Source organism: Kribbella sp. NPDC050820, assembly GCF_040653975.1.
GTDB lineage: Bacteria > Actinomycetota > Actinomycetes > Propionibacteriales > Kribbellaceae > Kribbella.
Genome location: NZ_JBFAHB010000016.1, coordinates 44444 through 57899 on the forward strand (window position 1 = coordinate 44444; position 13456 = coordinate 57899).

The 13456-nt window shown below is 68.4% G+C and carries 17 protein-coding genes; 7 read left to right on the forward strand and 10 right to left on the reverse strand.

What is annotated here, in order from left to right; all coding sequences use genetic code 11:
* Position 1: 1 nt before the first annotated feature.
* Entirely contained in the window at positions 2-751 is a 750-nt protein-coding gene (locus tag AB0H36_RS16730) for an AAA family ATPase (RefSeq protein ID WP_360523105.1), read from the reverse strand.
* A gap of 85 nt (positions 752-836) precedes the next feature.
* Here AB0H36_RS16730 and AB0H36_RS16735 point away from each other — a divergent pair, with 85 nt between their 5' ends.
* Together AB0H36_RS16735 and AB0H36_RS16740 are read left to right on the forward strand one after the other, a co-directional pair.
* Positions 837-2318 carry an MFS transporter gene (locus AB0H36_RS16735; RefSeq protein ID WP_360523108.1) on the forward strand — a complete coding sequence of 494 codons (1482 nt, stop codon included), beginning with the start codon at positions 837-839 and terminating at the stop codon, positions 2316-2318.
* Between the two features lie 19 nt (positions 2319-2337).
* Positions 2338-3210: an alpha/beta hydrolase gene (locus tag AB0H36_RS16740; RefSeq protein ID WP_360523111.1), complete on the forward strand. Its 873-nt coding sequence runs from the start codon at positions 2338-2340 to the stop codon at positions 3208-3210.
* 32 nt (positions 3211-3242) lie between these two features.
* On the opposite strand, the gene AB0H36_RS16745 is transcribed toward AB0H36_RS16740, so the two are convergent.
* Entirely contained in the window at positions 3243-4307 is a 1065-nt protein-coding gene (locus AB0H36_RS16745) for a hypothetical protein (protein ID WP_360523114.1), read from the reverse strand.
* The gene (locus AB0H36_RS16750; RefSeq protein WP_360523117.1) at positions 4304-4810 is read right to left on the reverse strand and encodes an RNA polymerase sigma factor; all 507 of its coding nucleotides are present in this window, start codon (positions 4808-4810) and stop codon (positions 4304-4306) included. Before AB0H36_RS16750 ends, AB0H36_RS16745 begins: the two co-directional genes overlap by 4 nt.
* Positions 4811-5007: 197 nt before the next feature.
* Here AB0H36_RS16750 and AB0H36_RS16755 point away from each other — a divergent pair, with 197 nt between their 5' ends.
* Genes AB0H36_RS16755 through AB0H36_RS16775 form a run of 5 tightly spaced genes read left to right on the forward strand, consistent with a single transcriptional unit; the run spans position 5008 to position 6979 of the window.
* On the forward strand, positions 5008-5823 hold the full coding sequence (locus AB0H36_RS16755) for a hypothetical protein (RefSeq protein ID WP_360523120.1): 816 nt from the start codon (positions 5008-5010) through the stop codon (positions 5821-5823).
* Positions 5820-6131 (forward strand): hypothetical protein, encoded by a 312-nt coding sequence (locus tag AB0H36_RS16760; protein ID WP_360523123.1) that lies wholly within the window; start codon positions 5820-5822, stop codon positions 6129-6131. Before AB0H36_RS16755 ends, AB0H36_RS16760 begins: the two co-directional genes overlap by 4 nt.
* Position 6132: 1 nt before the next feature.
* Positions 6133-6447: a hypothetical protein gene (locus AB0H36_RS16765; RefSeq protein ID WP_360523126.1), complete on the forward strand. Its 315-nt coding sequence runs from the start codon at positions 6133-6135 to the stop codon at positions 6445-6447.
* A gap of 4 nt (positions 6448-6451) precedes the next feature.
* Positions 6452-6763: a hypothetical protein gene (locus AB0H36_RS16770; RefSeq protein ID WP_360523129.1), complete on the forward strand. Its 312-nt coding sequence runs from the start codon at positions 6452-6454 to the stop codon at positions 6761-6763.
* 30 nt (positions 6764-6793) lie between these two features.
* Positions 6794-6979: a hypothetical protein gene (locus AB0H36_RS16775; protein ID WP_360523132.1), complete on the forward strand. Its 186-nt coding sequence runs from the start codon at positions 6794-6796 to the stop codon at positions 6977-6979.
* Between the two features lie 264 nt (positions 6980-7243).
* Here AB0H36_RS16775 and AB0H36_RS16780 read toward each other — a convergent pair whose 3' ends face one another.
* The 7 genes from AB0H36_RS16780 to AB0H36_RS16810 form a co-directional block, all read right to left on the reverse strand.
* Entirely contained in the window at positions 7244-8200 is a 957-nt protein-coding gene (locus AB0H36_RS16780; protein WP_360523135.1) for an ATP-binding cassette domain-containing protein, read from the reverse strand.
* A 4-nt stretch (positions 8201-8204) separates the two neighbouring features.
* Positions 8205-9020, reverse strand: a complete 816-nt coding sequence (locus tag AB0H36_RS16785) for an ABC transporter permease (RefSeq protein ID WP_360523138.1) — start codon at positions 9018-9020, stop codon at positions 8205-8207.
* On the reverse strand, positions 9013-9810 hold the full coding sequence (locus tag AB0H36_RS16790) for an ABC-2 family transporter protein (RefSeq protein ID WP_360523141.1): 798 nt from the start codon (positions 9808-9810) through the stop codon (positions 9013-9015). The genes AB0H36_RS16785 and AB0H36_RS16790 overlap by 8 nt, the downstream gene beginning before the upstream one ends.
* 225 nt (positions 9811-10035) lie before the next feature.
* The gene (locus tag AB0H36_RS16795; RefSeq protein ID WP_360523144.1) at positions 10036-10875 is read right to left on the reverse strand and encodes an alpha/beta hydrolase; all 840 of its coding nucleotides are present in this window, start codon (positions 10873-10875) and stop codon (positions 10036-10038) included.
* Between the two features lie 91 nt (positions 10876-10966).
* Positions 10967-11860, reverse strand: a complete 894-nt coding sequence (locus tag AB0H36_RS16800; protein ID WP_360523147.1) for a PD-(D/E)XK nuclease family protein — start codon at positions 11858-11860, stop codon at positions 10967-10969.
* Between the two features lies 1 nt (position 11861).
* The gene (locus tag AB0H36_RS16805) at positions 11862-12479 is read right to left on the reverse strand and encodes a MarC family protein (protein WP_360523150.1); all 618 of its coding nucleotides are present in this window, start codon (positions 12477-12479) and stop codon (positions 11862-11864) included.
* On the reverse strand, positions 12476-13360 hold the full coding sequence (locus AB0H36_RS16810) for a PHP domain-containing protein (protein WP_360523153.1): 885 nt from the start codon (positions 13358-13360) through the stop codon (positions 12476-12478). Before AB0H36_RS16810 ends, AB0H36_RS16805 begins: the two co-directional genes overlap by 4 nt.
* Between the last annotated feature and the right edge of the window lie 96 nt (positions 13361-13456).

Sequence of the window (13456 nt, forward strand, 5' to 3'; positions counted from 1 at the left end):
GTCAGAGCAACGCGCCGGCCAGCGCCCGGTAGGCCTTCGCACCGGGCGAGGCCGGCGACGTGGTCAGCACCGTCTCGCCGATCGCCGGCGCCTCCGCGAACCGGATCGACTTCGGGATCGCCGGCTCCAGCACATCCAGCGAGTACGTGTCGGCGATCGTCTCGAGCACCGCGCGGGCGTGCGTCGTCCGGCCGTCGTACAGGGTCGGCAGCACGCCGAGAACGTTGAGGCTCGGGTTGGTCAGCCGCTGTACGTCGTGGATCGTGTCAAGTAGTTGCCCTACGCCACGATGTGCCAACGTCTCGCACTGCAAGGGGATCAGTACGTCGGACGCCGCCGACAGCCCGTTCACCGTCAGCAGGCCGAGCGTCGGCGGGCAGTCGACGATGATCCAGTCGTACGACGCTCGCAGCGGGCGCAACGCGGTCCGCAGCACCTGCTCCGGGCCGCTCTCGCGGGCCAGCTGCACCTCGGCGGTCGCGAGCTCGATCGTGGCCGGCAGCAGATCCGGACCTTCGTCGAACTCGACCAGCACCTCGCGCGCCTTCACGCCGCCGAGCAGCACGTGGTGGATCGACTTGTCCAGGTCCTCGGGATCGATACCTATCGAGAACGTCAGGCAGGCCTGCGGGTCCAGGTCGACCAGAAGCACCCGTTGACCACGCTCGGCCAGGGCAGCGCCGAGCGTCGCGACGGTGGTCGTCTTGGCCACGCCGCCTTTCTGGTTGGCTACCACCATGGTGCGAGGCACCCGGCCATTGTGCCGCACTCCGGAACGCCGGACCGCACCCCGGGGGTTGACCTCAACCCTGCTTTAACTCCCACCATCGGTTGGCATGGACCAGATGACAGCGACCACAGAGGTCAAGGCCGGGCGGCGGGAGTGGCTGGGGCTCGCCGTACTGGCGCTGCCCACCATCCTGATCGGCATGGACGGCACGGTGCTGCACCTCGCGGCCCCGGCGCTCAGCGCCGACCTGGCGCCCAGCTCCTCCCAGCTGCTCTGGATCATCGACGTGTACGGGTTCGTGGTGGCCGGCCTGCTCGTAACCATGGGGACGGTCGGCGACCGGATCGGCCGTCGCCGGCTGCTGATGTTCGGCGCCGCCGGATTCCTGGCCGCGTCGGTCTTGGCCGCGTTTGCGACCAGCGCTGAGCTGCTGATCGCGGCCCGCGCGCTGCTCGGCCTGGCCGGTGCGACGCTGATGCCGTCGACGTTGTCCCTGCTCAGCAACATGTTCCGCGACCCCGGTCAGCGGCGGCTGGCGATCGCGATCTGGATGACCAACTTCATGATCGGCGGGATGGCCGGTCCGCTCGTCGGCGGCATCCTGCTCGACCACTTCTGGTGGGGGTCGGTGTTCCTGATCGGCGTGCCGCCGCTGATCGTGCTGCTCGTGACCGCGCCGATCCTGCTGCCGGAGTTCCGCCACGTGCACGCCGGGCGGATCGATCTGGCCAGCGTCGCGCTGCTGACGGGCGCGATCCTCCCGGTCGTGTACGCGATCAAGGAGACCGCGAAGGACGGGTTCCACCTGAGCAACCTGGGGATCGCCGTGGCCGGCGTACTCCTGGGATGGGTGTTCGCGCGGCGGCAGTTGGAGCTCACCGAGCCGCTGATCGATCTGCGGCTGTTCCGGCGGGCCGCGTTCGGCGCGTCGCTCGGGGCGCAGACGTTCGGGTTGTACGTGCTGGCGGCGATGCAGTTCCTGACGGTTCAGTACTTCCAGCTCGTGCTCGGCATGTCGCCGCTCGAGGCCGGGCTGTGGATGCTGCCGATGATGGTGACCGGGATCGCCGGCACGCTCGGTGCGCCGTGGGTCGTGCGTCACCTGCGGGCCGGTACGGCGATGACGCTCGGCTTCGCGGCCGCCGTACCAGGGCTGGCTTTGATGGCTCTGACGGACCGCTTACCGGTGGTGCTCGGCCTGGCCGTCGCCAGCCTGGGCATCCAGGTGGTGCTGGCCCTCACGTACGACGTCATCGTGAGCAGTGCGCCGCCCGAGCGGGCCGGTGTTGCGTCCGGGATGGGCGAGACGGGCACTGAGCTCGGCATGGCGCTCGGGATCGCCATCGCAGGCAGCCTGGTCACGGCCGTCTACCGGGCCGGAGTCCCGGCGGACGCGCCGGACGCTGCGCGCGACACGCTGAGTGGTGCGGTTGCGGCTGCGGATCGCCTGCCTGGTCCGGCCGCCGAGCAGTTGCTGTCGCTCGCGCGTGACGCGTACACGAACGGCGTACAGCTGGCGGTCGTCGTCAGTGCGGCCATCGTGATTCTGCTCGGCGTGGCCACGGCCACACTGGTTCGGACGGACTGAGCGGATACCCTCTTTACTTGTGAGTACGCCGCGTTCGCTGACGTTGCCCGACGGGGTTCACCCTGCGACCCTCGAGACCGACCGGGGGTCCTTTGCGACCCTGATGGCGGTGCCGGACATCGGCACGCCGCTGGGCACGGTGCTGCTCGTGCCGGGGTGGACGGGCAGCAAGGAGGACTTCACGCCGCTGGTGGACCACCTGTGCCGCTACGGCTGGCGCACGGTAGCGGTCGACCAGCGCGGTCAGTACGAGACGGCCGGCCCGGCTGACCCCTCGGCGTACGCGCTGGCCGAGCTCGGCGCGGACGTGGTCGCGATGAGCATGGCGCTCGGCGGCTACAGCCAGCTGGTCGGGCACTCGTTCGGCGGGCTGGTCGCCCGTGAGGCGGTGCTGACCGATCCGTCGGTGTTCTCGACGATCAGCCTGCTGTGCTCCGGCCCGGCGGCCTTCACTGACGAGGCCAAGGTGCAGGGCCTGCAGATGCTGGCGTACGGGCTGGACAACCTGCCCATCGAGCAGGTGTACGACCTGAAGCTCCAGCACGACAGCCTGGCCGCCGGATACATCGCGCCGCCCGAGGAGATCGCGGCCTTCCTGCGGAAGCGGTTCACCGGCAACGTCCCGGTCAGCCTGGCCGAGATCACCCGGCGGCTGATGGACGCGCAGGACAAGACCGATCAGCTAGCGAAGTCCGGCGTACGCGCGCAGGTCCTGTACGGCGAGGGCGACGACGGCTGGCCGCTTCCGGTCCAGCGCGCAATGGCCGAGGGGCTGGGCGTCGAGGCCGAGGTCATCCCGGACGCCCTGCACTCCCCCGCCATCGAGCAACCGGCCGCGACCGCGAAGCTCCTGGTCCGGTTCTTCCACGACCGGGACCGCTTCGAGGGGTAGCTCACACGCCATCCACCCGGGACGTCACCGCCTCAACGGAGCGGCTTCACCGCCGGGTTGATCTTCAGCAACTCGAGCCCGACCGGCGCGAGCGCGGCCTTGACTTGCTCGGTGTAGACCACGACCCCGACCTCCGCCGGGCCACCACCCGGGGTCGAAGCGGTCGTCACGAGCATGCCGAGTTCCTTGCGGCCAGTCAGAGTCGTCAGTTTCTGGTAGATCCTGTTGGTGTCACCGCGGCTGAGCAGGGCGCGGGAGACGCAGAGGTTGCCGTGGTACACGTTCTCGAAGCTGGTCTGGAAAGCGGCGAGATCCCCGTGGGCAACGCCGATCTGGACAACGACCGGCTTGCCCCGGCCATGACCCCTCGGGTGCTGGACGACCGGGTCGGCGATCTGGTCGCTGTGCGCGTCGAGGAACGCCAGGACCGCGGGTGAGTTCAGGTTGCTCGGCTTGGCCACCCAACCGCCCGTCGGCGGCGGGCACGGCAGTGTCGGCAACGGCGTGGCCTGCGGTGGGACGAAGGCCTTCTGCTCCTGGACCTCGATGGACCGATCGGCCCAGGTCCCGGTCAGCGTCGCGGTGCCCGTTCGTACTCCCTTGGTCGTCCTGACGTTGCCGAGCCGGCCGAGGTCGACATTCTTCAGGGTCACAGCGAGCTCCGCCGGACAGACCGGGGCTGGTTCCTGACCGGGCGGATATCCCACAAGGTTCGTCGGCCGGGACGGGCAGAAGACGGGGTCCTGGCCGGGTGCGGCGATGATCTCGCCGCCGGCCTGGACCTTGTCGCCAGGGCGGACGAGCAACTGATCATTCGCCGGATCCGCCGGCGCTTCCGCGAGCTGCGGTGTCGCGTTGCCCTCAGCAACTGATGGCGGTCCGGCCGTGGGCTCCTGCTCGCCACCCGGCAGGACGGTGAGCGCGGCCGCGGCGATCGCGGCGACGCTGGCGGCCGCCAGGGCCGGGACCCAGGCGCGAGGGCGGCGGCGACCGCCCATGATCCGGTCCAGGTCTGGTTCGGGAGCTGACGGCTGGTCCGCGCGCCATCGCGCGCCGGCCCGCGTGAGCAGGTCGTCGACCTCGTCGGTCGGGTTCATTCGCTGACCTCCAGCAGGGTGCGCAGGCGGGCCCGCGCATCGGACAAGGTGGACTTGACGGTGCCTTCGGAGCAGCCCATCACCGCGGCCGTGTCGGCGATCGACAGGTCGGCGAAGTAGTAACAGTCCACCGCGAGGCGCTGCCGTGCCGACAGGCTCGTGAGCGCGTGGTCCACGTCCATCCGGGCGTCCAGATCCGGTCGCGACATCGGCCCGTCGTGCTCGTCCAGCTCCGCGGCCGGGCGCAACCGCCGGGCCGCCTTCCGGGCCTGGTCCGCGGTGATCGCGAGCAGCCAGGCCGAGGCAGTCCCACGGCTGGCGTCGTACTGACTCCGCTTCGCCCAGGCGCGCGCGAGCGCCTCCTGCACGATGTCGTCCCGGTCCGCGCCCACGGCAAGCCGAGCCGCCAACCGAGCCATCGCTGGCAGGTGCGGCCGCACCCACTCCGCAAACCCGGCCCCGTCCGAAGGCGGCCCCACCACCACAGCCGGCTCTTCCGTCATCGTCGGCATACCTCGTCTACCCCCGAATCCCACTTCCGGTTGGGTCCCTACCCGATTTCCAACGACCCCACCCATCCCAAGTCACACCCCCACCCCATCCGTAACCACCCCGACTTATCCACAGATCCCGTTTTCCACCCCACAACCCCCTCCCCCACTCACTACGGTCAAAGCACCAATCGACCTGGGGAGACCACATGCCACCCGCTCCGGACCGCCCACCCGAGCCGTCCGCCCTCCACGAAGCCTTCCGCCGCAACGGCCCTGTCGACTGGGGCGACAACGTCGTGTCCGCGGCAGACATCGCCCGGCTTCACGGCGCGAAGGCCACGAGAAGGAGCCTTCGGCTGCTGGAGCACACAGTCGGCCTCGAGCCCCGGATAACTGCCCAGTTCCTCGCCTCGCTGCCGCCATCTGCATCGCCGTACCACCTCGCCCGCCGCGTCAAGTCACCGGAATCGCTCGCCCGGAAGATCCAGAACACCGCGACGAAGCGGCGGCGGGTGCCACTGGACGACGTGCTGCGCTACACGGCGCTCACCGCCTCGCCCGACGAACTGGTCGAGGCCGCACGCCGTGCGATTGACAGCCTGACGGACCAGGGGTGGCGGGTGAAGTACGCCGTGCAGTCCTACACCGATGGATCCCGCTACAAGGGGCTTCATGCCTACCTCGCCGCCGACGGGATCGAGCGGGTCGAGGTGCAGTTTCACTCCGCCGATTCTGTGAACGTCAAGGAGTTGACCACTCCTTGGTACGAGATCGAGCGCAGCGGCGAGTTCCCGAAGGAGGAGCGCGCCGCCGCGCGGCAGAAATGCGTTGATCTGTCGGCGACGCTGTCACCTCCAAGGGGCATCGAGAGCCTGACCGTGCTCGGCGGCCGGTCGGTGGCGGTCTGCAACTACAGTGACTCCCGACAGCGGCCGAATGCCCCCGAGCAATTGTCGGCCGACTCATCACCAGCGACGGAGCACCTGCCAGTGATCACGAAGAACGACGGGATGATGCGATGAAGCTCTATCTGGTGAAGGAAGAGGACGATCCGCGGTGGGTCGCGGCGCTGGCGCACGAGACGATGTATGGGTACGTGGCGAACACGGGAAAGTTCCATGACAACAATGCCTTGCGCAACGACTACTACATGGAACGGCACTTCAGCTACGAGGAGATCGGGCCGGCTGAGGCCAGGCGGCTGATCGATGACGGCATCGGTCGCTTGGACGAGGTCGAGGAGGCGGAAGACCTCGCGATCTGGCAGTCGGACCCCAAACCCCTCGACCCCACCGACGTACTCTCCATAGCCGCTGGCTACCACCGCTGACATGACGCGCTTGTATCTCGTGAAGGATGGGGCGCGGGAGCTGTGGGTGGCTGCGTTGGTGGATGAGGACGTGTGGACGTACGTCGTCAACACGGGCAAGTTCCACCGGAACGAGGGTGCCCGGCACGACTTCTACTTTCTGAACGAGCTGGAGTACGCCGAAATCGGCATCGCCGAGGCCGAGCGTCTGATCCGTTCCGGGATAGGCACAGTTGACGAGCAGGAGCTTGCCGACTCACTCCAGCGGTGGCGCGACGACCCGGACGGCATGCACGCCGAGGTCGTCTTCGCCTCCATGGCAGCAGACCTCGCCTAGACCCATGAGTCTGTACGTAGTGAGAGACGTGGAGCGCCTCCTGTGGGTGGTGGCTGTGGTTGGTGAGGATGTCTATGGCTTTGTGCCGGAGACGGGGAACTTCCACCGCAACGAGGGCCTGCGGGGCGACTTCTTCGTTGAGCAGGAGCTTCAGTACGAGCAGATCACCGTGTCCAGAGCCAAGGCGTTGATCGAGGCCGGCCTCGACCCACTCGACCCTGACGTGATGGCAGACCACCTGACCGAATGGCGGGCCGACCCCAAGGCATTCGTCCCCGAGCAGGTGTTCGCCACCGTCGTCGCGGACCTCCGATGAGGCGCTACTTGGTGGAAGAAGACGAGCTACATGGAGCGTTGGTTCTCGTATACGGAGATTGGGCCGGCGGAGGCTCGGCGGCTGATTGACGACGGGGTTGGCATGCTCAACGAGACCGATCACCCGGATGCCCTTGCTCAGTGGCGGGCCGATTCCAAGGCGCTCGAGGCTGCGGACGTGTTGTCCATTGCTGCTGGGGTTAACCGGCTCTTCTGACTGATGTGTGGGTCAGCTTGGTGCCCTAGTTCGCCACGCATGGCGGTCGAGTGCACCGCACCCATGCCACCCCGCGAACGGATCCCCGAGGCAGCGGACCGCCAGGCCATCACAATCACCACCTCCAACCCGGCACCCTGCCTGGCACCGCCGGCGCCAGCCGATTGTGATGGCCCGGCGGTCCGCCCTCGACGCTCACAAACCCGACAACCCAACGGTGTGCGCCCGTTCAACCCGCGCCCACACATCCGTCACAAGAGCCGGTTAACCCCTGACGGGTTGGGTGTAGAGCTGGGTTATTACGGATTCGATGGTGGGTTCGGCGATGGTGAGGTCTACGAGGGGGTAGTTGGCGGCGATTTCGGCGAGGAGGGGGGCGGCTTTGGTGGTGGTGGGGAAGGTCAGGTGCTGGCGGGGGCCGTCGACCTTGACGACGGTGGCGCCGGGGACAGTGATGGGCGGGAGGGAGGTGGCGAGGTCCACGACCAGGGTGCGGGGGGCTGACTGACTGGCTTTGAGGTGGGGCAGGGTGCCGTCGAAGATCTGGTGGCCGTGGTCGATGACCATGACGCGGGAGCACAGCGCCTCGATGTCGTCGAGGTCGTGGGTGGTGAGGATGACGGTGGTACGGCGTTCCGCGTTGACCTGGGCAAGGAACTCGCGCAACCGGGCCTTGCTGATCACGTCCAGCCCGATCGTCGGCTCGTCCAGGTAGACGATCTCCGGGTCGTGCAGCAGCGCCGCCGCGATATCCCCACGCATCCGTTGGCCCAGCGACAGTTGGCGGACCGGCACATCGAGCAGATCCTGGAGGTCGAGCAGTTCGACGAAGGTCTCCAGGTTCTCCCGGTGCCTGGCGAGCGGGACGTCGTACATCTTCTGCAGTACGGCGAACGAATCCTTCAGCGGAAGGTCCCACCACAGGGTCGTGCGCTGGCCGAAGACGACGCCGATCCGCTTGGCCAGCTTGAGCCGGTGGCGCGACGGGTCCACGCCCGCGACCCGGATCGTGCCGCCGCTCGGGACCAGGATGCCGGTGAGCATCTTGATCGTGGTCGACTTGCCCGCGCCGTTCGGCCCGATGTAGCCGACCACCTCCCCCGGCTCGACCGTGAACGACAGGTCGTCCACTGCGTTCACCACTCGGCGAGTACGGCGCAACCCGGCGCGCGACGTCACGGTGAACGCGCGGGACACATGCGACAGCTCGATGACTGACACGGGCTCAACTCCCTGTGCTGCGGTAGCGACGGAGACCGCCCCGCCAGGCCAACGACGCCAGCGCGACCATCACGACGGCGACCATCGGCGACAGCAGGCCGATCCAGGACGGCAGGCCCAACGGGGCCGGTTTGCCCAGTACGAAGAGCACCGGGTAGTAGTTGACGAAGGCAAGCGGTACGACGAACGTGACGGCCCGCACGATGTCCTTGCCGAACGCGCTCAACGGGTACTGCGTCAACGTCTGGCCGCCGTACGTGAACGCGCTCGCCACCTCGGCAGAGTCGATCGCGAGGAACTGAAAGGCCGCACCGAGCACGAAGATCGCCGCGAAGATGACCGATCCGAAGATCATCGACAACGGCAGCATGATGCCCTTGGCAACGGTCCGGTCGACGTCGAGGTTGGTCAGGGCGAAGACCAGGACCACGGTCGCCTGCAACGGCCGGCCGATCCGGCGGAGCGCGAACTCGTCCGCGGCGGTCTGGATGAACGCCGGCACCGGGCGGATCAGGTACACGTCCAGCGAGCCGGAGCGGATCCGCTGGCCGACCCGCTCGATCGACCCGGTGACCAGATCGGCCAGCCCGAGCGTCATCGAGGCCGTTGCGTAGAGCAACGCCATCTCCCCGAGCGTGAACCCGCCGAACGCGTCGATGTGGCTGAACATCAGCACGATCGCGGCGAAGTCCGTCACCGTGATCAGCATGGTGCTCAACAGCATCAGCACGAACGACGCCGGGTAGGCCAGCGCGGACCGGATCCACATCAGCACGAGCATCCAGTACTGCGCCGGCGCCCGGCGGAGCCGCTCAACCACCCTGGATCACCACCTTCCGGGTCGCGAACAACGTGACGAGCTGGCCTATCAGCAGCAGCACCAGGAACCAGCCGCACTGGAACAGCAGCGCGGACCCGATCCCGCCGGGGTTGCGGCCGAGCCAGATGTCGATCGGCACCTGCAGGGTCGCGGCCCACGGCGTCGCCCGGGCGAACTCGCCGATCCACCCGGGGAACACCACGAGCGGCAGGATCGTGCCGGAGAAGAACAGCGACAGCACCAGCGCCATCGCCTCCATGCCGCGCGAGTCGGTGATCCAGAACCCGGACAGTGCGACCAGGTACCGGATGCCGAAGCTCACCAGGATGGCGAGGACCAGGCCGAGCGCGACCGCCAGCCAGGTGAGCGCATCGGAAGGGAACTTGAGGTCGAACACCAGCGCGCCGACGAGCAGCGGCGCACCACCGCGCACGATCAGCTGGAACACGGCCCGCCCGAGATCCACCGACAGCCACCACAGCATCAGGTGCGTCGGCCGGTACAGGTCGACCGCGATCTCTCCGCTGCGCACCCGCGCACCGAGCTCGACCGTGGTGGTCGCACCGAAGATCCCGATCGGCATCAGCAGTCCCTGCTGCAACCACACGAATGTCAGCGCGTCCGACACGTCGTACCCGCCGAGGCCCGGGCGCTCGTGCCAGAGCGTCAGGTACACGCCGCACAGGATGAACCCGAACACGGTGTTCGTGAACGCGCCGGACGCGGTGGCGATCCGGTACGTCGAGAACCGGCGGAACGACCGTACGCCGATCGCCCAGTAGACGCCCACGGCAACCTCCTCTCAGTACTCGAGGTGGCGTCCGATCGCTCCAGCGGCACGCAGAACTGCCCCGAATCTGGAAAGACCCGGGGGTTCGGACACCACTGTGATGGCATGGCAGCCCACACCGTTGTCAAGGAAAGGATCGTGACGCTACGCCGCTTCGTCGCCGGGAGTCAACTGGATTAGCCGACCGGCCAGGCGAGGCCCCCTCTGACCTCGCCCGGCCGGGGTTCAGGTGAGTTCGGCTTCCAGGACTCGGGAAAGGAGGGTGGCGAAGGGGGCTGGGTGGGTGGCGTAGCCGGTGTGCGGGCCGGGGAAGGTCACTACGGGCCAGCCGAGGTGGTCGGCGATGACCTGGATGGGACGGCCGGGGAGGTACTCGGCGGAGTCGTGGCCGGCGGCGGGGACGATTTTGTGCGTGACCTGCTTGAGGGCGTCGAGGTCGGGCTGGTAGCGGGTGAACGGGAGGAGTTTGTGCTCGTAGAAGCCGGCCGCGTTGGCGCGCATTCGCCGGAACAGCTCCTGGTACTCCGGCAGCAGGTCCTCCGGCGGTGGCAGCTCGTCCTGATCCATCCCGGTGCCGATCGCGAACAGCACGTCCGCCGCGTCCAGCCCGTCTCGCCGGTAGGTGTCGTACACGTCCTGGAAGAACGCGGCGGCGTCGGCCGCGTCCGGCAGCACGTCCACGCACGGCGGCTCGTGCGCGACCAGCATCCGCACCCGGTCGGGGTGGCGGGTGATCAGCTCGAGCCCGGTGATCGCGCCTGAACTGCTCCCGAACACGTACGCCGGTGAGTAGCCGGCGACCGCGTCGATCACGGCCAGCGCGTCCTCGGCCGCCTGCACCACGGCCTCGCCGGCGGGCTGACCGACGTAGGGGCTCCTGGAGTTGCCGCGCGGGTCGTACGCCACCACCGTGTAATCGGCCGAAAGCTGGCCGACGATTCCGCTGAAGATCCCCGCGTCCGAACCGCCGCCGGCGATCAGCAGCAGCACCGGCCCGGATCCGGTCACCTCGTAGTGCAGCGTCGCACCCGGCACCGGCAGCTTGTTCACAGTCTTCGCGCTCATCAGGCAACCCCTCTCAGTTGCCTTCAGCCTCCACCGACCCGCTGGCACCCCACGCACACAGCGCTGGCACGAACGCGAAAGCGGGCCAAGATCAGCTAGCGTCCTCCATCGCGACCGGCACGCTGTCGTCCAGCCCGGCCCACGACTCACGCGGCGGCGCGACCCGCCGCCCCTCCGGGCAGATCCGGACGAAGTCGCACCACCCGCACATCGGCGAAGGCTCCGGCGGAAACGCCTCATCGACCTGAGCCGGAGTCAGACCCTCCTGCCATCGAGCCTCAGCCGCCGCGGCGTCATCGGCAATAGACTCCGCCCGCCGCTGATGCCGAGCCAGCGAAGCATCGTCGTGATCAGCACCAGCAACCGTGTTCGTCGGCAAGTGATGCAGCTCGACCCGCGTGCACGGCTTGTGCAGCAGCCGCCGCGCGCCCAGCACGTACACCGCCAACGCCAGCGACGACCGCGCGTCATCGGTCGTCAACGGCCGACGCCCGGTCTTGTAGTCGACGATCGCCAGCTCGGTCCCACCAGTCCCGTCCCGCGCCGGCCGCTCGTCGATCCGGTCAACCCGCCCGCGCAACGACGCCCGCTCGGTCGTGAAGGCGACCGTACGCTCCACTCCCCGCGGCTCGTAGTACGGATCGGAATCCCGCAGGTACGCCAGCACCATCGACGTGGACCGCTCCCGCCAGTCGAGCGACTGCACCTCGTCCCGGAAGCCCTCGCTGCGCCAGCTCGACCGCATCTTGGCGACCACTTCGTCCGGAGTACGGCGGGAGGCCGGCCAACGACCGAAGAAGTCGGCAAGCACCTCGTGGACGACCGCGCCGACCGTGTTGTGCGCCCACGGCGGGCCCTTCGACGGACGCGGCGTCTCCAGGTAGGTGTAGCGATACTTCCGCTTGCAGTCGGCGAAGGTGAGCAGCTTCGTCGGCGTCGCGACGAACAACCGCGTCGGCATCCCGGGCAGCATGTCGTCGCTCATGTCAGCCCGCCTTGATGAAGTCGGTGACCGCGTCCGCGACCAGTTGTACGGCGATCGCGCTCAGCAGCAGACCGGCGATCCGGGTGACCAGGAGCACACCGTTCTCGCCCAGGATCCGCATGATCACGCCGGAGAACCGCAGCGTCAGCCACATCACCAGGTGGATCAGGACGATGCCGACCGAGATCGCGACCACGTCCGGCAACGCGCCGTCCGCGCGCTGCACGAACACCATCGTGGCCACGATTGCGCCCGGCCCGGCGAGCAACGGCGTGCCGAGCGGGACGAACGCGATGTTCACGTTCTTGGTCTGGACCGGATCCTCCGCCGTGTCGGTCAGCAGTTGCAGCGCGATCAGCAGGAGCAGCAGACCGCCCGCGCACTGCAGGGCGGGCAGCGTGATGCCGAGGTGGTGCAGGATCTGCTGGCCGAAGGCGGCGAACACGACGATCACGCCGAACGCGACCAGCACCGCCTGCCAGGCGGCCTTCTTCCGGACCGCGCGGGACTGGCCGGCGGTCAGCGAGATGAACACCGGCACCGTGCCCGGCGGGTCCATGATCACGAACAGCGTGACCACCACCTCGCTGAGCAACGCCAGGTTGATGACATTGTTCACGGCAGGTAGGCCTCGGGCACCCGAGCCTCGGTAGCGGCGGCTGCATTGGCCTTGGCGACCTCGAGGAGCCGCTCGAACTGCTCCGGCTCGGTGGAGTTCACGCCCAGGTCGTGGTCGATCTTCCCGACGCCGTGGTGGTCGCTGGAGCCGGTGTAGATGATGTCGAGGTCCCGCGCGATACCGCGCAACGCCGTCCGGGACTCCTCGGAGTGGTCCTGGTGATCGACCTCGATCCCGGCCAGCCCGTGGTCGTCGACCAGGCGGGCGATGGTGTCCGCGGTCATCACCTTGTAGCTGGACCGGCCCCAGGGGTGGGCGATGATCGGGACTCCGCCGGCCTCGCGGACCAGGTCGATCGCGCGCCCGGGCTCGATCGCGTAGTGCGACACGTGTCCCGGTTTGCCGTCGGCCAGGAACCGGTCGAACGCTTCGCTGCGGTTGGCGACCGTCCCGTTCGCGACCAGCGCGTCGGCCACGTGCGGCCGGCCGACCGACGGCGTACCGGTCGCCTGGGCGAGGACCTCGTCCACGGTCAGGGTGACGCCGAGGCCGTTCAGCCGGGCGACGATGGACGGGATCCGGTCGGTGCGGCCGTCGCGGACGATCCGCAGCTCCTCGGCCAGCGCCGGGTACGACGGATCCGGCAGGTACCCGAGCAGGTGCACGCTGATGTAGTCGAGCTTGCAGGAGATCTCGAGCCCGGGGACGAACCCGAGGCCGAGTTGCTCCGCGGCGCGACGGCCGTCGGCCCACCCGTCGGCGGTGTCGTGATCCGTGAGCGCGATCACGTCCAGGCCGGCCCGCTTGGCGTGCGCCATCAGGACGTCCACCGGGTCGGTGCCGTCCGAGCGGTTCGAATGGGTGTGCAGGTCGATACGCACGAGCGGTGCCGGATCCCTTCCATGGACAACTGTCACGGCTGATGCTATCCGCGTCTTCCCCAGAACCCGCCCGTTGTCCCCAGGGTGCCCCTATCG

What these genes read in the sequence shown, in the direction of transcription:
- AB0H36_RS16765 (WP_360523126.1), top strand. Translation starts at nt 6,133, where the DNA reads ATGACGCGCTTGTATCTCGTGAAGGATGGGGCGCGGGAGCTGTGGGTG.
- AB0H36_RS16750 (WP_360523117.1), bottom strand. Translation starts at nt 4,810, where the DNA reads ATGACGGAAGAGCCGGCTGTGGTGGTGGGGCCGCCTTCGGACGGGGCC.
- AB0H36_RS16770 (WP_360523129.1), top strand. Translation starts at nt 6,452, where the DNA reads ATGAGTCTGTACGTAGTGAGAGACGTGGAGCGCCTCCTGTGGGTGGTG.
- AB0H36_RS16745 (WP_360523114.1), bottom strand. Translation starts at nt 4,307, where the DNA reads ATGAACCCGACCGACGAGGTCGACGACCTGCTCACGCGGGCCGGCGCG.
- AB0H36_RS16795 (WP_360523144.1), bottom strand. Translation starts at nt 10,875, where the DNA reads ATGAGCGCGAAGACTGTGAACAAGCTGCCGGTGCCGGGTGCGACGCTG.
- AB0H36_RS16735 (WP_360523108.1), top strand. Translation starts at nt 837, where the DNA reads ATGGACCAGATGACAGCGACCACAGAGGTCAAGGCCGGGCGGCGGGAG.
- AB0H36_RS16760 (WP_360523123.1), top strand. Translation starts at nt 5,820, where the DNA reads ATGAAGCTCTATCTGGTGAAGGAAGAGGACGATCCGCGGTGGGTCGCG.
- AB0H36_RS16755 (WP_360523120.1), top strand. Translation starts at nt 5,008, where the DNA reads ATGCCACCCGCTCCGGACCGCCCACCCGAGCCGTCCGCCCTCCACGAA.
- AB0H36_RS16775 (WP_360523132.1), top strand. Translation starts at nt 6,794, where the DNA reads ATGGAGCGTTGGTTCTCGTATACGGAGATTGGGCCGGCGGAGGCTCGG.
- AB0H36_RS16800 (WP_360523147.1), bottom strand. Translation starts at nt 11,860, where the DNA reads ATGAGCGACGACATGCTGCCCGGGATGCCGACGCGGTTGTTCGTCGCG.